Here is a 17691-nt window from a genome sequence, read left to right as displayed (position 1 = left end):
CGGGCGCCCCGCCGGGCGCACCTGTGGGACCGGCGCACCCGGCACGCGCCGCCCGCCCTATTCGTGCGCGAGCATCCCCGCCCGCAGGCGGGCCAGCGTCTTGGCCAGCAGGCGTGACACGTGCATCTGCGAGATGCCCATGACGCTGCCGATCTCCGCCTGCGTCATCTCGTGGCCGAAGCGCATCTCGATGATGCGGCGCTCCCGTTCGTCGAGTTCCGCGAGGAGCGGCGCCAGGGCGTGGATGTTCTCGATGACCTCGATGGCGGGGTCCGGCTCCCCCATGACGTCGGCGAGCGAGCGGTTGTTCTTGTGCGTGGTCCCGTCCTCGCTCCCGCCGTGCCGGGAGTCGAGGGATCCTGCGGCGTAACCGTTGGCTGCCACGATCACTTCGAGGACCTGTTCCTCAGTCACCGACAGGTCCTCCGCGAGTTCCCGGACGGTCGGCTCGCGGCCGAGCGCGGCGAACAGCTGCTCGCGGGACTTGACCAGTTCGGTGCGGAGTTCCTTGAGCCTGCGCGGTACGTGGACGGCCCAACTGGTGTCGCGGAAGTGGCGCTTGATCTCGCCGAGGATGCAGGGGACGGCGAACGACACGAACTCGAAGCCGCGGCGCACGTCGAACCGGTCGATCGCCTTGATCAGACCCACCATGCCGACCTGGACGATGTCCTCCAGCTGCCCGTTGCCGCGGTTGCGGAACCGGCCGGCGACGTAGTGGACCAGGGAGAGGTTCATCTCGATCAGGGTGTTGCGTGCGTACAGGTAGTCGGGCGATCCCTCCTCCAGGGTCTGGAGCCGGTCGAAGAAGAGTTTCGACAGCTCGCGGGCGTCCTTCGGTGCGACCTGGTCGGCTTCCACGACGCGGGGCAGTCCCACGATCTCGTCCCGCGTCCGCCGTATCGGCTCCGCGGCGTCGTCGACGGCGTCGTCGACACCCTTCTGCCGAAGAAACATCGTCTGGTTCTCCACGTTCTCGACGTTCTCGACGTTCTCGACTTCCATGCCTCGGCTGTCCGGCATCCCGGCCCGCGGACTCAGCTCGCCACCACCGTGAACGGGATGCCTTCGCGGTCCGCGAGGACGGCCTCGCGCCGGTGCGGGGGCCCCTGCGGCGGGGTGATCACCCGGCCGCCCCGGCCCACAGCGGCGGCCGCGGCCGAGTCGACGTCGGGCACGCGGAAGCAGGCGTGCCAGCGGTGGCGGCCCTCAAGGCCCGGCGGTGTGCCGTCCCGCAGCGCCGCGACGGTGCGCAGTCCGTCGCGGACCAGGATCTGCCCGTCGACGTACTCCACCTCGCAGCAGTCGCAGGAGGAGTCCGCCCAGTTGAGCGCGCCGCCATAGAAGAGCGCGGCGGCGAAGATGTCCCGGGTGAGCAGTTCGAGCCGGGCGACCGGACCCTCGCCCACCGTCCAGCGCTCGTCGGGAGCCTGCTCGCGGAGTCCGAACACAGCGTCGTCGGGGCCCGCCGCGACCACGACACGTCCGGCGCCGGTCGCCAGTGGGCCGACCGCCACGGTGGCGCCGCGCTCATGGAGCCTCGCCACCGTGACGTCGACGTCCTCGACGGCGAAGTACGGCATCCAGCCGGCGTAGACGCCCAGGTCGGACGCGGTCTCGCTGAGGGTGCCGACCGGCTTTCCGGCCTGTAGGGCGAGGGAGCGAGGGCGGCGCGGCGAGCCGAGCAGCGGGACGTGGCACCAGCCCAGCACCCGGCTGTAGAACTCCTCGGCGGCCCGGATGTCCCGCGAGGCGAGGCTCAGCCAACAGGGTGCGCCGCGGGCTTTCCCGAGGGTCGGCGGCAGGCTCCCGCCGGACAGGGCCGGCTTGCGGGCGCCGGTCGGGATGAGGCGGGTGCCGCCGGTCCTGCGCGCCGAACCGTCGCCCATCCACACGCGTCGGTCCGTCCTGTCCCGGCCGTTCGCGACCGGGCCCGATGCCTCGCCCCGGGCCCGCCGCTCCCGGTCTCTGTCCATATCGATGTCCCTGTGCACAGCGCTCTCTTTTCACCCGGTATGTGCGGTCCCGGCAGTGGTTCCGCAAACGGAAGCTCGCGTACCGGGACCTTCCGCAGGGATCCTGGGGACTTAGGCCCTGCGGGCGGTGGCGCGAAAGGCCCGGCCATGCGTTTGCACCGGACCTGCGCTGCTGACATGGTCACGGTCATGCCGATCTTTGCCGCACCCGACGGAACCCAGCTCGCCTACCGCGTCCTCGGGGACGGAGGGGGTACCCCCGTGGTCTGTCTGCCGGGCGGGCCGATGCAGGATTCCGCGTACTTCGGCGACCTGGGAGGCCTTGCCGCGCGGCGGCCGCTGCTCCTGCTGGATCTTCGCGGCACCGGCCGCTCCGCCGTGCCGGAGGACCGCTCCTCGTACCGCTGCGACCGCCTCGTGGCCGATGTCGAGGCGCTGCGCGTGCACCTCGGTCTGGAGAGGCTGGATCTGCTGGCGCACTCCGGGGGCACGAATCTCGCGGTGCTCTACGCGGCCCTGCACCCGGAGCGCGTCGGCAGGCTCGCGCTGATCACGCCGAGCGTGATGGCCGTCGGCATCGCGGTCGACGGCTCCGTGCGGCGCGAGACGGCGCTGCTGCGCCGGGACGAGCCGTGGTTCCCTGAGGCGTTCGCCGCGTTGGAGGAGATCGTGGGCGGCCGGGCCACGGCCGAGGCATTCGAGGCGATCGCGCCGTTCGCCTACGGCCGCTGGGACGAGGCGGCGCGCGCCCATCGGGCGGCGGAGGACGGGCAGCGCAACGACGAGGCGGCCGCCGCGTTCGGCGCCGAGGGCGCCTACGACCCGGAGGGCACCCGGGCCGCGCTCGCACGGCTGGAGTGCCCGGTGCTCGTGCTCGCCGGGGAGGCCGACCTGAACTCCCCTACGCCCGCGATGGCCGAGCTCGCGAAGCTGTTCCCGGGCGCCGAGCTGGTGGTGCAGCCCGGCGCCGCGCACTTCCCCTGGCTGGACGACCCGGCCGCGTTCGTGGCGGCGACCGGGTCGTTCATCGGCTAGGGGGCCCAGGCCCCTGCCTCACCAGATCCGTACGCGCTCCGACGGGTCGAGCCACAGTCCGTCGCCCTCCACCGTGCCGAACGCCTCGTGGAACTCGTCGAGGTTGCGGACGATGTTGGCGCGGAACTCCGGCGGCGAGTGCGGGTCGATCGTGAGGTACTGCTGCTCCTGCTCCTTGCGGCGCTTGGTCCGCCAGCAGTACGCCCAGTTCTTGAAGAGCCGCTGCGATCCCGTCATGCCGTCGCTCTCGGGCATCGGCGCCCCGTCGAGGGAGATCAGGTACGCGGTGTGCCCGATGGTCAGGCCGCCCAGGTCGCCGATGTTCTCGCCGACGGTGAGCGAGCCGTTGACGAACTCGCCGGGGAGGTTGCGGGGCGAGAAGGCGTCGTACTGCTTGACGAGCGCCTTCGACTTCGCCTCGAACGCCGTCTTGTCGTCGGCGGTCCACCAGTCGTTGAGGTTGCCCGCGCCGTCGTACTGCGCGCCCTGGTCGTCGAAGCCGTGGCCGATCTCGTGGCCGATGACCGCGCCGATGCCGCCGTAGTTCTCCGCCGGATCGGCGTCGGGCGAGAAGAACGGCTTCTGCAGGATGCCCGCGGGGAAGCAGATCTCGTTGGTGCCCGGGTTGTAGTACGCGTTGACCGTCTGCGGCAGCATGAACCACTCGTCGCGGTCGACCGGCGAACCGATCTTGGCGAGCTCCCGGTCGGACTCGAACGCGGCCGCCGCCTGCGCGTTGCCGAGGAGGTCGTCGGGCGAGACCTGGAGCGCGGAGTAGTCGCGGAAGGTGTCGGGGTAACCGATCTTGGGACGGAAGGTCGCGAGCTTCTCGTACGCGCGCTCCTTCGTCTCGTCGGTCATCCAGTCGAGGCGGGCGATCGACTGTCGGTAGGCCTCCAGGAGGTTGGCGACGAGGTCGTCCATCTTGGCCTTGGAGGCCGGCGGGAAGTGCCGTGCCACGTACTGCTTGCCGACGGCCTCCCCGATGGAGCCCTCCACGAACGCGACGGCACGCTTCCAGCGGGCCCGCATCTCCGGGGTGCCGTTGAGGGTGCGGCCGTAGAACTCGAAGTTGTTCCGCACGAACTCGTCCGTGAGGTACGGCGAGCAGGCGCGCAGCACGCGCGTGAGCAGCCAGTCCCGCCACTGCTCGATCGGCACCTCGGCGAGGAGTCCGGAGAGGTGGGTCAGGTAGGACGGCTGGCGGACGCAGGTCTCGGCGATGGTGGCGTCCGAACCACCGAGCGCGGTGGCGTAGCCGTGCCAGTCGAACTCCGGCGCCAGGGCGACGAGCTCGTCGGCGGTGGTGAGGTTGTAGGTCTTGAGGACGTCGCGGGTCTCGGCGCGCTCCCAGTGGCCCGCGGCGAGCTTCGTCTCCAGCGCGAGGACGGTCCGCGCGGCGGCGGCCGGGTCGGCGTGCTTGCCGAGGGTGAGGAGCTCGGTGAGATACGCGACGTACTTCTCGCGGATCTCGGCGAACTTGTCCTCCCGGTAGTACGACTCGTCGGGGAGGCCGAGTCCGCCCTGGAGGATGTTGAAGAGGTAGCGGTCGGAGTCGCGGTCGTCGGTGTCGACGTACGCGCCGAAGAGGCCGGAGCCGCCGATGCGCTCGAAGCGGCCGATGAACGCCGCGAGCTCCCGGGTGTCCCGCACGGCCAGCGCCTCGTCGATCAGGGGCTGGGCCGGGGCGAGACCGCGGGCGGCGATGGTGTCCTCGTCCATGAAGGAGGCGTACAGCGCGGCGATCTTGCGGGCGTCCTCGGAGACCTCGCCCCGGCCGGCCGAGACCTCGTCGGCCAGCTCCTGGATGATCGTCTTGACCTGTTGCTCCGCGGTGTCGGCCAGCTCCACGAAGGGGCCCCAGCTGGAGCGGTCGTCGGGAATCTTCGCGGTGTCCAGCCAGACGCCGTTGACGTGGCCGAAGAGGTCGTCCTGCGGCCTGATGTCGGGGTTCATGCCCGGGCGGGCGTCATCCAGAATGCTCATCCAGGCAGCCTATGCGAGGGGTCGCCCCGGCACGACGGGCTTCGGACGCCGTTCGGCGGGGAGCGAACAGCGAGCCGCTCCCGGGCGGCCCGGCGGCACGCCAACTCGCGCGCAAAACATCTCATTAGGAGCGATAAAGTGTCGCGTCAACCTTCGTACGCCTGTGACATCCCAGGAGCACCTCTGTGACCGTAGCCATCGTCCCGTCCCAGGAAGACGCCGCGTCCCACGAAGGCGCCGCTTCCGCCGAGGCCACCGCCGACACGGCCGCGCTGATCGCCGAGGACGCCCGCGACTTCGGGGTCTACGCGCGCACCGGCGGCTGGGCCTTCGGTCTCAAGGTCGCCCGCAGCGTGCGACCCGGCGGGCAGGGCGCGGGCGAGACGCCGAAGGTCTCCGCGAAGGAGTTCGCGGAGCTCGCGGGCTGCTCGGCCGACCGCGTCATGCGGTACTACAAGGCGTGGGACAAGGCCGCCGACGACGGGATGGTGCCGCACTTCGAGGCGCTCTCCCCCGGCATGGACGTGGACCTGCCGGACGCCGACGTCTGGTTGTCGTACTACACCGCCCGCTCCAGCGCCCTGACCCAGCGCGGCGAGGCCATCACGCAGGCGGCCGAGGCCGAGGGCATCCGCCCCACCAAGGCCCTGGAGGTCGCGGAGAATCCGACCGCGCTGCGCGCCGCGATCCTCGCCGACCCCGGCACCGCCGAGGCGGCGCGCAAGGCGCTGATGGACCGCCTCGACGAGGACCCGGCGCTCCGCACCGAGCTGGTCCGCGACATCGTCCGCACCGACGACCTCAAGAAGGCCGTGGCCGCCGAGTCCAAGGCCGGCGACCGCGTCGACTACGTCCGCCAGATCGTCGAGAAGGGCCAGGTCAAGACGCCCGCCGGGCAGATGATCGACGCTCCGGCGGAGCTGCGCGAGGAGGCCGAGCGCCACCTGTCCCTCATCGACGAGCTGGACGACGGCGAGGAGTCCGGCGAGTGGGCGCGCGAGGCGTACGACACCGTGCGCGACCTGGTGGCGCAGACCGTCCAGAGCGACCCGGAGCTGCGGGTCCAGGAGCGGCGCGCGAAGTTCTACAGCAGCCTGCAGAAGGCCACGAAGGTCTTCGAGGAGCTGACGTTCGACGACGTCGATGACATCGACGACATCTACGAGGACGACATGGTGAAGCGCCTAGAGGACCTCCAGCAGGCCATCGGCGCGTGCATCACGGCCCTCCAGACGGCGATGCCCGTACGTCCCGAGGCCGATCAGGACGGACGCGCGTAGCACTCGAGTCGTACGCGAGGACCCGCACCGGGAGGGATTCGCCGCCCGGGGCCCGGCTCATAGCTTTTCGATCATGCCGTTGTGCCGGACGATCGAAGGGCTGCGCATCCATGTACGTCAAGGCATTCGCCCCGGAGTACCAGGGCGAGCTGGGCTCGGAGCTGAGCGTGAACTCCTCGTACGAGGACGTGCGCGCGTCGGCCGGCCGTGCGCTGTCCCGGGCGGGCGGCGCGGCCGAGCGGGCGCGCGCGGCGCTGGCGCTGGCGGAGGCGAGCAGACGGCTCGGCCGGGTCGACGACGCGGGTGCCGCCTGGCGGCAGAGCTACCGCAGTGCCCGCGCCGCGGGGGACGCGGGGGCCATGGCGTGGGCGCTGTGGAGCGGAGGCACCCTCGCGCGGCAGTGCGGGGCGCTGCGGCTCGCGCGGCGGCTGCTCGCCCACTCCGTGGAGCTGGCCGCGGGCAGCGGTGACCGGCTGGCGCACGGCTACGCGCTCGCGGGTCTCGCCGAGACGGGCCGTATCCAAGGGGATTACGCGGCCGTCGCCGCGCTCCACGAGGAGCTGCTCGAACAGGGGCGGGCGCACGGCGAGGCGCGGCACATGGTGTGGGCGATGACCGGGATGGCGCAGATGCACCGCAACCGCGGCGAGCACGCGAAGGCCCTGGAGCTGTTCGAGGAGTCGGTGCGGATCGCGACCGACGCGGACGACGCGCGGGGGCGCGCCTGGTCGCTGCGGGGCGTGGCCGACGTGCTGTCCCTGCGGGGCGACCCGGGCCGTGCCCTGGAGCTGCTCTCCGAGGCGGAGGGCGTGTGCCGGGCCATGGATCTGGCGAGCGCGCTCGCCTACAACCACAAGATGCGCGGCAACGTCCTGTACCGGGCCGGGCGGTACGAGGCGGCGCGGGAGACGTATGCCGTCGCCCTCGACGAGTTCACCGCGATGCGGGAGCCGCGCGGCACCGCGCTGTCCCGGCTCGGCCTGGTCAAGTGCCGGGCGCGGCTGGGGCGCGACCATGCGGCGACGCTCGCCGAACTGTCGGCCCTGGAGGCGGACTTCGACCGGATGGGGCTGCGGCACGCCCGCGACATGGTCGTCGCGTTCCGCGCGGAGACGGCCCCCGCCGTCAGGGTGCCGGCGTGATGCGGATTCCGACCGTGCCCTTCAGGCCTCGCCGGATCCGGCTGCCGAAGAGGGTGAGGAAGCCGGGTACCCCGTACTTGTGCAGGATGAGGGTGCGGTAGCGGGCCGTGACGTCGGGCGGGCAGATCTCGGCGGTGGCGGGCACCTGCTCGCCGGTCGGCCTGCCGCGCCGGTCGCACGGGCCGACCATGACGTCCGCGCGCCCACGGATCCGCTTCACCTTCCAGGACTCGCCGGGCGTCCAGATGCCGAGGGCGTCGCCGTCCTCGACGACCCAGACGGGCGTCGGCACCAGGGTGCCGTCCTTCCGGTAGGTGCTGACCAGCAGGTACTTTCCGGAGCTGAGCTGTGCCAGCGAGGTGTCGGGCATGCCCTGAGTCTAGGGGCGCGCCGCACGCGAGCCGCGTAACTCCTTATATTGGTTACATGGAACAGCCCCCCGGCCTCGTGCTGCGCTCCTTCAGCGGGTCCACCTTCCGGTTCGACCCCGGTGCCCTCTGCCTGGAGCTCCTGCCCACCGGCGGTCCGGGCGAGTACCGGCGGTACGAGGTGCTGCACGCGCCCGGCGACCTGGCCGACTGGGCGGAGCGGTCACGGCTGACGCCCACCCCGGTCCTCCGGATCTCCGACGGCGAGGTGGCGGACGCCCGGCGGCTGCGCGACGCGCTGTTCCGCGTGACGACCGCGCGGGCCCTGGACGAACCCGTTGACCCTGCCGACATCGCCGCCGTCAACACGGCGGCGGCCCACGCTCCGCTGATCCCGGCCGTCGGGCCGGACGGCGCGCGGTCCTGGGCCGGGCCCGCGGACGGCACCCGGCTGCTCGCCACGGTCGCACGGGACGCGGTGGACCTCCTGACCGGGCCGTTCGCGCACCGCATCCGCACCTGCTCGGCCGGGGACTGCGCCCTGGTCTACGTCGACACCTCGCGTCCCGGCCGCCGCCGTTGGTGCTCGATGGAACACTGCGGCAACCGCCACAAGGTGCGGACGCTGCGTGCGCGCCGCTCCGAGGAGGGCTGACGCGGGCGGGTCAGGGCAGGGGCCCTCGGCCGCGGTCGGAGGCGTCCGCGTCGCACGGACCGTACAGCGCGGCCGGGGCCCCCGAGGCCAGCGCCCAGTAGCGGTCGCCGTACGACCAGTGCCACCACTCCGTGGGGTAGTTGACGAGGCCCGCGCCGGTCAGGGCGGCGCCGAGGACGGCACGGTGGGCGCGCGCCTCTGCGCCGATGTGCGGCGCGTCGGTGTAACAGGCGCCCTCGCTCTCCTCGGGGTCGGCGTTCATGCGGGTGCCGAGGTCGAGTTCGCGTCCTTCGGCGTCGGCGAGCGTCAGGTCGACGGCCGCGCCCGCGCTGTGCGGGGCGATGTCGGGCGGGGAGACGTAGCGGCTGGCCGCGGCGTGGATGTCGTCGGCGGGCCGTTCCGGGTGGAGGGCGCGCAGCTGGTCCACGTACTCCTCGAAGTAGTGGCGTTGCAGAGCCGGCGGCCGGTAGCCCTCGACGAACAGCAGCCGCAGGCCCGTCGGGAGCAGCTCCTCGGCGTGCAGGAGCCGTCGCAGGACGCCCTCGCGGAGCAGCGCGAACGAGGTGTCGTCCCCTGCCTGTTCCCGGAAGTCGACGAGCAGTGAGCGGCCGCTCCCCTCGCCCTTCGCCGTCCGCACGTCGACGAGCCGTTCCCCGCACTCCCGCACGGGCACGGCGGCGACCAGCGGGTCCGACATCAGCACGATGTCACCGGAGGCGCCCGCGGCGGCTGTCGAGACCGTCGTCACGCCGCACCCCACGGGGACACGTCGACCACCGCGTCCACGGGCAACGGCCCGTAGAGGTGCGGGAATTCCTCCGCACCGGGCCGCGGCGCCTCGAACCGCACCGGCGCGGTGAGACGTTCGCTGTCGATACCGAGGACCACCAGCTCGTCGGGCCCGTCGTACCCGCCGTAGACGAACGCGGCGACCCCGGGCAGCTGCTCGGGCAGCGAGCAGTGGATGAAGCCCACGTCGCCCAGCGTCTTGCCGCGGGTCGACATCTCGTACGTCCCGGTCTTCCTCGCGGCGTCCCACAAGGCGCGCTCGGTGATGTGCAGCAGTCGTGTCATGGATCAACGGTACGCGGACGGCGCGACCGTCGGTGTCAGGGCCGTACGGCCTCCAGCGCCTCGGCGACGGCGGTGAGGAACCGGGCGTGTTCCCGCGCGCTCGGGGGCAGTTCCGGGTTCCAGGAGAGGGCGGGAATGCGCGGCCCGAGGGCGTCGCCGAGGGCCGCCGCGTTGCCCCGTACGTCGGTGAGGACGAGGTCGGGTTCCAGTGCGGCCGCCTCGGCCCAGGTCGTCGTCGACCAGTTCGCGCCCTGCCCCGGCGCGGGGTCCACGAGGCCGACACCGAACCCGGCGAGGGCGGCGAGGTCGGGCCAGGCGTAGGGCCTCGCCAGGTGGACGGAGTCGGGTCCCGCCGGGGAGAGGGCGAGGACACGCGAACGTACGGGGACCGCGGCGACAGCGGTCAATCTCCGCTCTGCGGAGACGAGTTCGGCGTCCGCCGCCGGGTCGGGCCCGGCCCCCAGACTGCGGGCGAGGGCGATGAGGCGGTCCCTGATCCCGGTGAGGCTGCGGCCACCGCCGACGTCGAGGACGACGAGCGGGATCTGTTCCTCCAGGTGCTTGGCGGCCTCCGGGTCGATGCCGTAGACCTGGCCGCCGCCGTAGGTGAGGGCCACGACCAGGTCGGGCCGGGCGGCGAGGAGGGCGTCGAGGTCGAGTGCGGGGCCCGCGCCGAAGTAAGGGAGGTCGGCGAGGGGGAGGCTGCCTGTCTTGGCCGGGTCGGGCAGGGCCGGGTCGTCGTGTGCGGAGCCGAAGATGCCGACGGGCCGTATGCCGTGGTCGTGCAGGGCCGCACCGGTCGGCACGTAGGCGACGAGCCGGGACGGGCGGCGCGCGGCCCTCACCAGGTGGTCCCTGTCGTCCGTGAACTCCCAGCCGCTGGCCGTGTGTTGTGCCATGATCGCCGACTCCTCCTGTCGTCCCGTGCCGTGGCCCGTCCCATCGTGGCCGTCCCGCTGCTACCTGCCCGGGCGCACCCCGGCGTACACGGGTCGGGGGCTCACTCCGCCGGGGGGCCTAGGCCTCGCGCAGGTACCGATCCCGGTCGTGCGACAGATGTGGGGGCGGAGGGCGGGTTCGTAGTTTCGTCGGTGTCGGGCGCGAGCGCGCACCGAGCCGGGGAGGCACACATGAACACGCACGACACGCAGCGGAGCGCCAGGGAGAGCCACGAGGGCGACACGGAAGCCCTCAGGCTGGCCGTCGTCGTCGCGAGCACGCGGGAGGGCCGCTTCGCACCGACCGTCGCCGCCTGGTTCCTGCGCCAGACCGCGCACCGCCACGATCTGGCCGTCGACGTGATCGACCTGGCCGAGGCGCGCCTCCCGGAGGGGCTGTCCGGGCGGCCGGGCCCGGAGGTCTCCGAGGTCGCCGGGCGCATCGACGCGGCGGACGCGTTCGTCGTCATCACGCCCGAGTACAACCACAGTTATCCCGCGTCGCTGAAGACCGCGATCGACTGGCATTACGCGCAGTGGCGGGCCAAGCCGGTGGGCTTCGTCAGCTACGGCGGCCTGTCGGGCGGCCTGCGCGCCGTGGAACACCTGCGGCAGGTCTACGCGGAGCTCCACGCGGTGACGGTCCGCGACACGGTGAGCTTCCACGGCGCACGGAGCTGCTTCGACGCGTCCGGCGAGCCGCTGGACCCCGCCGGCCCGGAGGCCGCGGCCAAGACGATGCTCGACCAACTCATCTGGTGGGGCCGCACGTTGCGCGACGGAAAGACGGTGCGTCCGTACGCGGCCTGAACCGCTCCGCCCCCTCCGCGAGGCATCGTCACCATCGCCGGGCGCCGCCTCAACCTCTGCCCCACCTCGACTCGACGTCTTTTCCACGGAGTTCGGGAATCATCCGGCATGTCCTCGCCCACTTCTCCGAACGGATCCTCACATGCCTGCTTACGTCATCGTCGACGCCGAGGTCCTCGACATGGAACGCGCCGCCGAGTACCGGACGTTGGCGGAGCCGTCGGTCCGGCTGTACGGCGGCCGCTACCTGGTCGAGGGCGCCCTGCCCGAGGCCGCGGAGGGCACATGGCCCGCGTCCCGGATCGTGGCCGTGGTCGAGTTCCCGGACATGGCCCGGATCAAGGAGTGGTACGGCTCGCCGGAGTACACCAGGGCGAGGGCGGTCAGGGAGTCGGCGATCGACATGCGTCTGCTGTTCGCGGAGGGCGGGCCGGTGTAGAGCGCGCAGGCGTAGGGCGCGTGCCGCCGGACCGTCTTGTCGCCGCCGGGCATGGCTTCGGGCTGGTGACCGACCGGCTCACCTTCGCAGCCAGTGCCCCGCGCCCCGCACCCAGTCGGTGAACAGGGCCTCGTCGCCGAGGACTTCGATTCCTTCGGCGGGGGTCGGGGTGCGGCGTTGGTAGAGGAGGAGCAGGAGGTCGGTGAGCGGGCCGCGTACTGCTGTGGTCGACTTCTCGTGGGCGTGCGAGACGGTGATCGGCGCCCCGGTGAGGTCGATCAGCCACTCCCCCGTCCCTTCCGGGGCGTCCGTGACATGGAAGTGCAGTGTGCGGCCGGGGCTCAGCAGTGTCCGCAGCTCGGCCTCCGACGCGTAGGCCTGGGGCAGCGTGCTGAACTCCAGCCACTCTTCGAGGCCGTCGAGGGCCACGTCCGGGTCGAGGGTGTACGTTCCGCCGACCGCGGCGGTCGCGTCGAAGCGGTGGACGACCGTCTCGTACGTCATGCGGCGCGCCCAGAAGAGGGGTGTGCCGCCCGGCGCGACGGTCCACACCCGCACCTCGGGCCCCGCCTCGCGCAACGTGTCCGCGAACTGCGCCGCGCCTTCGGTGAGCCAGGCGGACAGCGCAGGGACGTCGTCGTCCGCTTCGGGTGTGACGAGGTTGACCTGCTCGTCCGGCACGGGCCCGGTGGCGCGGGTCCGGACGACCGTCTCAGCCCAGCGGTGCGCGCCGCCCACGTGACGCATGAGGTGGGCGAGGGTCCAGCCGGGGCACCCGGGCACGGGCGCGGTCGCGTCGGCGCCCGCCACGGTCGAGGTCAACTGGGCGGTCTGGTCGGTGATTCGGTCGGCGTAGCGGTCGAGGACCGCGTGGAGGCTCGGACGCGTCATGGCGTCACGGTAGACCACGGACCGCAAGGTGCTGGGCACGAACCAGGGGGTTGAGAGGACGGAGGGGGCGGTGGCGCGGCATACGGGTGGGAGTGAGGATAGGGGCTTTGCCTGCGGGGAGGGCGTCCGGTTGCCGGTCATATGGACTCGACCGAGGTCGGTGAGGTGGGTGGGGCCGGTGACGTCTGTGGGTCCGGTGGCGTGGGTGAACCGGTCTGCACCGCAACGCCGCCCGTCGGCGGCTCCGGGCTCGCTGACGGGACCGGCGCCGTCGAGGTCGTCGGGCCGGGCGCCGTCGCCAGGAACTGTGTCGCCGCCAGTTCCCCGTACAGCGGGTCCGCCGTCACGAGTTCCGCGTGCGTGCCCACCGCGCGTACCCTGCCCGCGTCCATCACCACGATCCGGTCCGCCAGAGTCACTGTGGACAGGCGGTGGGCGACGACCAGCACCGTGACCTCGCGGGACACCTCTGCCACCACGTCCCGCAGCGCCAGCTCGTTGACCGCGTCCAACTGCGAGGTCGCCTCGTCGAGCAGCAGCAGGCGCGGCTTCCGCAGCAGCGCCCTGGCGATCGCCACCCGCTGGCGCTCGCCCCCCGACAGCTTGGAGCCGCGGTGGCCGACGACCGTGTCCAGGCCCTCCGGAAGCCGCTCGACGACCGCGTCGAGCCTCGCGCGCACCAGGACTTCCCGTATCTCTGAGTCCGTGGCGTGGGGCGCCGCGAAGAGAAGGTTCTCGCGCAGGGTGCCCGCGAGCACGGGCGCGTCCTGCTCCACGTACCCGATGGTGGCCCGCAGGTCGGCCAGCGGCCACTCGCGTACGTCCTTGCCGTCGACCAGGACCCGGCCGCCCGTCACCTCGTAGAACCGCTCGATCAGACCGAACACGGTCGTCTTGCCCGCGCCCGAAGGGCCGACGAACGCCGTCATGCCCGGACCCGGCACGTCGAAGGTCACGCCGTGATGGACGTACGGGAGGTCGTCGCGGTAGCGGAAGGTCACGTCGTCGAAGGCGACGGAAGCGGCGCCGTCGGGTGCCGTCGACGCGGCCCCCCGGGCCCCCTCCGCCGTCCCGCGCCCCGTCCGCTCCGTCCGCTCCGTCTCCAGGCGCTCCGCCTGCACGATCCGTGCGATCGCCGCAGACCCCACCTGGTACTGCGACGCCGCCTCCACCAGGCGCGACACCGGGTCGATCAGATAGAAGAGGAACAACAGGAACGCCACCAGCGTCGAGACGGAGATCGCGCCGGACGCGACCCGCGCGCCGCCGATCCCGAGCACCGCGAGGAACGACACCTGCACGGCGAGACCGACCGAACTCCACGCCACCGACTGCCACTTCGCCGAGCGCACACCGTGCCGCCACGCCTCCTGCGCGGCCGCCTCCACCGCGGCGGACTCGCGCTGCTCGGCACCGGACGCCTTCAGCGTACGGAAGGCGCCGAACGCCCGCTCCAAGGCCGTGGAGATCGTCCCCACCGCCTCCTGCGCGCGCTGGGTCGCCCGCGCGATCTTCGGCATGACGAGGGAGACCGCGCCGCCGATCAGCACGATCACGCCGAGCGTGACGCCGAGCAGCACCGGGTCCATCAGGCCCATCATCACGATGGTCGCGACGAAGGTGAGTCCTCCGGAGGCGGCGGACACCACGGACTGGGTCGTCACCGCCCGCAGCAGCGTCGTGTCGGAGGTGACGCGGGACATCAGATCGCCCGGCTGGGTCCGCTCCACCTCACCGAGGCGCAGTCGCAGCAGCCGCCCGATGAGCGTGCGTCGGGCCGCGAGCACCACGGACTCGGCGGTGCGCTCCAGTATGTACGCGCCGACGGACTCGATCGCCGTGCCGAGGACCACCAGCGCGGTGAGGAGGATCAGGATCCCGGCGATGGAGTCGTCGCCGCCGAGCCTGTCCACGAGCGACTTGGCCGCCAAGGGCTGCGCGAGGCCGGTCGCCGAGCCGATCAGTGTCAGGAAGGCGCCGAGCGCGACGGCTCCCCGGTGCGGGCGGAAGTGGCGGTACAGGGCGCGCCACGTCTCCTTCGCGGGAAGCCGCTCCGGCTTCTCGGTTCCCGCGGGGGACGTGGTTCTGGGGGTGGGAGCTGCGTCGGTCACGTCGGACAGGACGCAACGAGGACTGATCCACCTGACTCACGTGCGGGTGTCACCGAACTGGGATGCGACGAGTCGCCGTCCCGCATGATTCGGGCCGCACGTCACTACCCGGGGTGCCGTAAGGAAGTTAGCCGATCAGCCGCGTGCGGTGCAGAGACGATTCTGCACAGGGAAGCGTGGCGTGGGAGTCACGAGCGGGAGCAGAGGTCTGACGTGCGGGAGCTGCGAGGGCGCGGACAGGGGGAGGGTGCCGGAGTGCTGGTCGGACGGGCCGAGGAACTGGGGGCGCTCCGCAGGATGCTCGCTCAGGGCCGGCTCGTGACCGTGGTGGGCGGCGCGGGGATCGGCAAGAGCCTGCTCGCCGAGCACGCGGCCGCCGCGGTCGGGAGTGCGATGCCGGACGGTGTGGTGCGGGTGCGGTGGTGGGACGGCATCCCCACGCGTCGCCGGTCGGTCGCGGAGGCGGTCGTGGACGCGATGGACGGGGGGAGGGAGGGCGCGGCGGAGGGGGTGTGGGGGGTTGCGGCGGGGTCGGGGGGCGGGTCTGGGGCCGGGCCCGGGTCCGGGCCCGGGTCCGGGTCCGGGGCCGGGCGCAAGTCAGGGTCCGGGCCCGGGTCCGGGTCCGGGGCCGGGCGCAAGTCAGGGTCCGGGCCCCGGCCTGGGTCCGAGTCCAGGCGCGGGTTCGGGTCCGGGTCCGTCGGGGTCGCGGAGCTCATGGACCGGCTGCAGTCGCGGCGGATGCTCGTGGTGCTGGACGACTTCGATCCGGTACGGGGTGAGTGCGTGCGCGTCGTACGGGCGCTCCTCGACGGGGCCCCGGAGGTGCGGGTCCTGGCAGCGGGACGTCATCCGCTGGGCCTGGGCGAGGAGGCGGTGCTGCGACTGGGGCCGCTGGGGGGTGGGCCGGCCGGCGCGGGCCTCGTGGACTCGGGGCGCGTCGGGGATGTGGACGGCGCCGGGTGTGCGTGCGGCCTCGGGCATGCGGACGGCACCGTGCATGCTGACCGGGCGGGGCACACTGAGGGCGCCGAGGAGGTTGACCGCGCCGGGGACGCCGACCGCGCGGGGCACGCTGATCGGATCGGGGGCACGGGACGTTCCGAGCGCATGGAGCACGCCGAGGGCACGGGCGAGGTCGAGGGCACGGGACGCACTGACCGTGCGGGGCACACCGAGATCGTCGGCGGGACCGAAGGCACGGGGCGTACCGAGCGCACGGGACGTACCGAGCGCACGGGTCGCGTCGACCGAACCGAGGCCGCAGAGCGCACCGAACGCGCCGGGCCCGCCGCCACGCTCTTCCTTGCCCGGGTGCGGGACGCCCGACGTCGCGCGGACCGCGACGACGCGCCTCCTCGTGACCGCCCCGGGCCACACCCCACGCCCGGCGAGCGCGTGGACGAGCTGCGGCTCGCGGATGACATCTGTCGGCGGCTCGAAGGGATACCGCTGGCCATCGAGCTGGCGGCGGCGCAGGCGGCGCAGTACACGCTGCCCCAGCTCGCCGGGATGCTGGAGCGCGCGCAGGGCTGGCTCGGCGTGGCGGACGCGCCTCTGCGCAGGCACAGGTCGTTGCGCGCCGCCGTCGGAGCGGGGTACGCGCTGTGCGGCACCGCGGAACGGACCGTATGGGCCCGGCTCAGCGTGTTCGCGGGGAGCTTCGACGAGGACGCGGCCGCGTACGTGTGCTCGGGCGGCGGTCTCGACGCCCAGGACGTACCGGCGTCGCTCGCCCGCCTCGTGCTCGCCTCTGTCCTCGAACCGGTCCGTGACCCCGGCGGCGTCCTCGCGCCGCGCTACCGGATGCCCGCCGCGGTCCGCGGGTTCGGCGCCGAACGGCTGCAGTCCGCCGGGGAGACGGCCGCGGCGGTCAGCCGCCACCTGTACTGGTACGGCCATGTCGCCTCCACCGCCCACCACTTGTGGAGCAGTGGGCTGCACGAGCAGGCCGTCGCACTGGTCCGCGACGAGGAGGCCGACCTGCGTGCGGCGCTGGCCGGGGAGCCGAGCGCCACGGACCCGGTGTCCACGACGCTGGCGGTCGCCGTGGACCTGTGGTTCTGGTGGGCGGTGTGCGGTCACGCCGAGGAGGGCCGCGCGCTGTTGCGTCGGTTGTTGCCGCTCGTCCGGCCCGAGACGCGGATGTACGGGCAGGCGTTGTGGCTCGCGGGGTGGCTCGCCGTGTGCGCCGGTGCCCCAGTCGGCGAGGCGGCCGAACTGCTGGGCCGGGCGTGGCGCGTGGCCGTGTTCGCCGGGGACGACGCCACCGTGGGGCGGGTCTCGCACGTGCTGGGCGCGCTGGCCCTGGCGGACGGGCGGACCGAGCGGGCCATCGCCTATCTGCGGACGGCGGCCGACACGATTCCCGTGCACGCCGAGCACGGGCCACCGGTCGCCGTCAGCCTGGCGCTGCTGGCCGTGGCGGAGGCCGGGGTGAGGCCGACGGAGGCGTGGCGCAGCGTCCGGCGCGCCTCGGCGGGGCCGCAGGCGCGGCACGATGTGTGGACCCGGTCGATGACGCTGTATGCGCAGGCTTTCGTCGACCATTTACGTGGCAGGCGCAGCCGCGCGTGGCGCAGGGCGCACAAGGCGTTGGCCGGGGCGGTGGGCGTGGCGGAGGCGGCCGCGCCGCGCGGGCCGACGGGTTCTGGCGGGAGCGCCCCGGACGTGGCGGGTGCGGCTGTGCAGGAGCGAGTGGTGGCCGTTCTGACGGGGCCGCCCGGCGCCGCGCTCATCCGTCAGCTGATCGCCGCCATCGAGTCGGGCCCGCCTCCCATGCGGGAAGTGGGAACGCGGGTGAGCGAACGCGGCGGCGATCCGGCCCCGCGCAGCGAACATGCGCCCGCCCCACCCACGCCAGGCGCGCCCTGAGAACTCGAAGCGCCACCATTTGGTCTTCGCACGGACCTGTGGCGCCCCCTTCGGCGCCTCACGGTCACCCGAACGCGTCCATGCCGCGCCCGCGTGCCCTCGCCCCACCGCCGTA

Annotated in this window: 17 protein-coding genes; 7 read left to right on the top strand and 10 right to left on the bottom strand. The window is 72.9% G+C overall.

Features of this window, described 5'->3' with window-relative positions:
• Positions 1-57 precede the first annotated feature (57 nt).
• Together DEJ47_RS35795 and DEJ47_RS35790 are read right to left on the bottom strand one after the other, a co-directional pair.
• Positions 58-1005: a SigB/SigF/SigG family RNA polymerase sigma factor gene (locus DEJ47_RS35795; RefSeq protein ID WP_223828648.1), complete on the bottom strand. Its 948-nt coding sequence runs from the start codon at positions 1003-1005 to the stop codon at positions 58-60.
• A gap of 32 nt (positions 1006-1037) precedes the next feature.
• Entirely contained in the window at positions 1038-1976 is a 939-nt protein-coding gene (locus DEJ47_RS35790; protein ID WP_150175269.1) for a VOC family protein, read from the bottom strand.
• Between the two features lie 189 nt (positions 1977-2165).
• Between DEJ47_RS35790 and DEJ47_RS35785 the strand changes: the two genes are divergently transcribed.
• Complete coding sequence (locus tag DEJ47_RS35785; RefSeq protein WP_150175268.1) at positions 2166-3011, top strand: alpha/beta fold hydrolase; 846 nt, start codon at positions 2166-2168, stop codon at positions 3009-3011.
• 18 nt (positions 3012-3029) lie between these two features.
• Here the strand turns inward: DEJ47_RS35785 and DEJ47_RS35780 are convergent, their stop codons facing one another.
• On the bottom strand, positions 3030-4997 hold the full coding sequence (locus DEJ47_RS35780; RefSeq protein ID WP_150175267.1) for a M13 family metallopeptidase: 1968 nt from the start codon (positions 4995-4997) through the stop codon (positions 3030-3032).
• Between the two features lie 272 nt (positions 4998-5269).
• Here DEJ47_RS35780 and DEJ47_RS35775 point away from each other — a divergent pair, with 272 nt between their 5' ends.
• Both DEJ47_RS35775 and DEJ47_RS35770 read left to right on the top strand, forming a co-directional pair.
• Positions 5270-6277 carry a hypothetical protein gene (locus DEJ47_RS35775; RefSeq protein WP_237527581.1) on the top strand — a complete coding sequence of 336 codons (1008 nt, stop codon included), beginning with the start codon at positions 5270-5272 and terminating at the stop codon, positions 6275-6277.
• 110 nt (positions 6278-6387) lie between these two features.
• Positions 6388-7419 (top strand): tetratricopeptide repeat protein, encoded by a 1032-nt coding sequence (locus DEJ47_RS35770; protein ID WP_150175265.1) that lies wholly within the window; start codon positions 6388-6390, stop codon positions 7417-7419.
• Here DEJ47_RS35770 and DEJ47_RS35765 read toward each other — a convergent pair.
• The gene (locus DEJ47_RS35765) at positions 7403-7789 is read right to left on the bottom strand and encodes a PPOX class F420-dependent oxidoreductase (RefSeq protein ID WP_150175264.1); all 387 of its coding nucleotides are present in this window, start codon (positions 7787-7789) and stop codon (positions 7403-7405) included. The genes DEJ47_RS35770 and DEJ47_RS35765 overlap by 17 nt on opposite strands.
• 56 nt (positions 7790-7845) lie before the next feature.
• Between DEJ47_RS35765 and DEJ47_RS35760 the strand changes: the two genes are divergently transcribed.
• Positions 7846-8442, top strand: a complete 597-nt coding sequence (locus tag DEJ47_RS35760) for a CGNR zinc finger domain-containing protein (RefSeq protein ID WP_150175263.1) — start codon at positions 7846-7848, stop codon at positions 8440-8442.
• Positions 8443-8452: 10 nt separating this feature from the next.
• Here the strand turns inward: DEJ47_RS35760 and DEJ47_RS35755 are convergent, their stop codons facing one another.
• From DEJ47_RS35755 to DEJ47_RS35745, 3 genes are read right to left on the bottom strand one after another with little or no spacing between them, the layout of a single operon-like run.
• The gene (locus DEJ47_RS35755) at positions 8453-9139 is read right to left on the bottom strand and encodes a M15 family metallopeptidase (RefSeq protein WP_150176107.1); all 687 of its coding nucleotides are present in this window, start codon (positions 9137-9139) and stop codon (positions 8453-8455) included.
• Between the two features lie 47 nt (positions 9140-9186).
• Positions 9187-9516: a DUF952 domain-containing protein gene (locus tag DEJ47_RS35750; RefSeq protein WP_150175262.1), complete on the bottom strand. Its 330-nt coding sequence runs from the start codon at positions 9514-9516 to the stop codon at positions 9187-9189.
• A 35-nt stretch (positions 9517-9551) separates the two neighbouring features.
• Positions 9552-10415 carry an ABC transporter substrate-binding protein gene (locus DEJ47_RS35745; RefSeq protein ID WP_150175261.1) on the bottom strand — a complete coding sequence of 288 codons (864 nt, stop codon included), beginning with the start codon at positions 10413-10415 and terminating at the stop codon, positions 9552-9554.
• Between the two features lie 231 nt (positions 10416-10646).
• On the opposite strand from DEJ47_RS35745, the gene DEJ47_RS35740 reads away from it, so the two are divergent.
• Both DEJ47_RS35740 and DEJ47_RS35735 read left to right on the top strand, forming a co-directional pair.
• On the top strand, positions 10647-11264 hold the full coding sequence (locus DEJ47_RS35740; protein WP_150175260.1) for an NADPH-dependent FMN reductase: 618 nt from the start codon (positions 10647-10649) through the stop codon (positions 11262-11264).
• Between the two features lie 142 nt (positions 11265-11406).
• The gene (locus DEJ47_RS35735; protein WP_150175259.1) at positions 11407-11703 is read left to right on the top strand and encodes a DUF1330 domain-containing protein; all 297 of its coding nucleotides are present in this window, start codon (positions 11407-11409) and stop codon (positions 11701-11703) included.
• Between the two features lie 78 nt (positions 11704-11781).
• On the opposite strand, the gene DEJ47_RS35730 is transcribed toward DEJ47_RS35735, so the two are convergent.
• The 3 genes from DEJ47_RS35730 to DEJ47_RS37480 all read right to left on the bottom strand — a co-directional run bounded on the left by DEJ47_RS35730 (position 11782) and on the right by DEJ47_RS37480 (position 15776).
• A complete protein-coding gene (locus DEJ47_RS35730) occupies positions 11782-12594 on the bottom strand; it encodes a maleylpyruvate isomerase family mycothiol-dependent enzyme (protein ID WP_150175258.1) in 813 nt (270 codons plus the stop codon).
• Between the two features lie 137 nt (positions 12595-12731).
• A complete protein-coding gene (locus DEJ47_RS35725; protein WP_150175257.1) occupies positions 12732-14705 on the bottom strand; it encodes an ABC transporter ATP-binding protein in 1974 nt (657 codons plus the stop codon).
• 639 nt (positions 14706-15344) lie between these two features.
• Positions 15345-15776 (bottom strand): hypothetical protein, encoded by a 432-nt coding sequence (locus DEJ47_RS37480; protein ID WP_150175256.1) that lies wholly within the window; start codon positions 15774-15776, stop codon positions 15345-15347.
• A 36-nt stretch (positions 15777-15812) separates the two neighbouring features.
• Here DEJ47_RS37480 and DEJ47_RS35710 point away from each other — a divergent pair, with 36 nt between their 5' ends.
• The gene (locus DEJ47_RS35710; protein WP_150175255.1) at positions 15813-17576 is read left to right on the top strand and encodes an ATP-binding protein; all 1764 of its coding nucleotides are present in this window, start codon (positions 15813-15815) and stop codon (positions 17574-17576) included.
• The last annotated feature ends 115 nt before the right edge of the window (positions 17577-17691 follow it).

This window comes from Streptomyces venezuelae (assembly GCF_008642355.1).
GTDB lineage: Bacteria > Actinomycetota > Actinomycetes > Streptomycetales > Streptomycetaceae > Streptomyces > Streptomyces venezuelae_B.
This window is presented reverse-complemented; position numbering and strand designations above follow the sequence as displayed.

Excerpts from the sequence above, each read along its gene's own strand:
- DEJ47_RS35780 (WP_150175267.1), bottom strand. The coding sequence starts at position 4,997 with ATGAGCATTCTGGATGACGCCCGCCCGGGCATGAACCCCGACATCAGG.
- DEJ47_RS35790 (WP_150175269.1), bottom strand. The coding sequence starts at position 1,976 with ATGGACAGAGACCGGGAGCGGCGGGCCCGGGGCGAGGCATCGGGCCCG.
- DEJ47_RS35795 (WP_223828648.1), bottom strand. The coding sequence starts at position 1,005 with ATGGAAGTCGAGAACGTCGAGAACGTCGAGAACGTGGAGAACCAGACG.
- DEJ47_RS35760 (WP_150175263.1), top strand. The coding sequence starts at position 7,846 with ATGGAACAGCCCCCCGGCCTCGTGCTGCGCTCCTTCAGCGGGTCCACC.
- DEJ47_RS35770 (WP_150175265.1), top strand. The coding sequence starts at position 6,388 with ATGTACGTCAAGGCATTCGCCCCGGAGTACCAGGGCGAGCTGGGCTCG.
- DEJ47_RS35710 (WP_150175255.1), top strand. The coding sequence starts at position 15,813 with ATGGAGCACGCCGAGGGCACGGGCGAGGTCGAGGGCACGGGACGCACT.
- DEJ47_RS35765 (WP_150175264.1), bottom strand. The coding sequence starts at position 7,789 with ATGCCCGACACCTCGCTGGCACAGCTCAGCTCCGGAAAGTACCTGCTG.
- DEJ47_RS35740 (WP_150175260.1), top strand. The coding sequence starts at position 10,647 with ATGAACACGCACGACACGCAGCGGAGCGCCAGGGAGAGCCACGAGGGC.
- DEJ47_RS35745 (WP_150175261.1), bottom strand. The coding sequence starts at position 10,415 with ATGGCACAACACACGGCCAGCGGCTGGGAGTTCACGGACGACAGGGAC.
- DEJ47_RS35730 (WP_150175258.1), bottom strand. The coding sequence starts at position 12,594 with ATGACGCGTCCGAGCCTCCACGCGGTCCTCGACCGCTACGCCGACCGA.
- DEJ47_RS35735 (WP_150175259.1), top strand. The coding sequence starts at position 11,407 with ATGCCTGCTTACGTCATCGTCGACGCCGAGGTCCTCGACATGGAACGC.
- DEJ47_RS35750 (WP_150175262.1), bottom strand. The coding sequence starts at position 9,516 with ATGACACGACTGCTGCACATCACCGAGCGCGCCTTGTGGGACGCCGCG.
- DEJ47_RS35785 (WP_150175268.1), top strand. The coding sequence starts at position 2,166 with ATGCCGATCTTTGCCGCACCCGACGGAACCCAGCTCGCCTACCGCGTC.
- DEJ47_RS35755 (WP_150176107.1), bottom strand. The coding sequence starts at position 9,139 with ATGTCGGACCCGCTGGTCGCCGCCGTGCCCGTGCGGGAGTGCGGGGAA.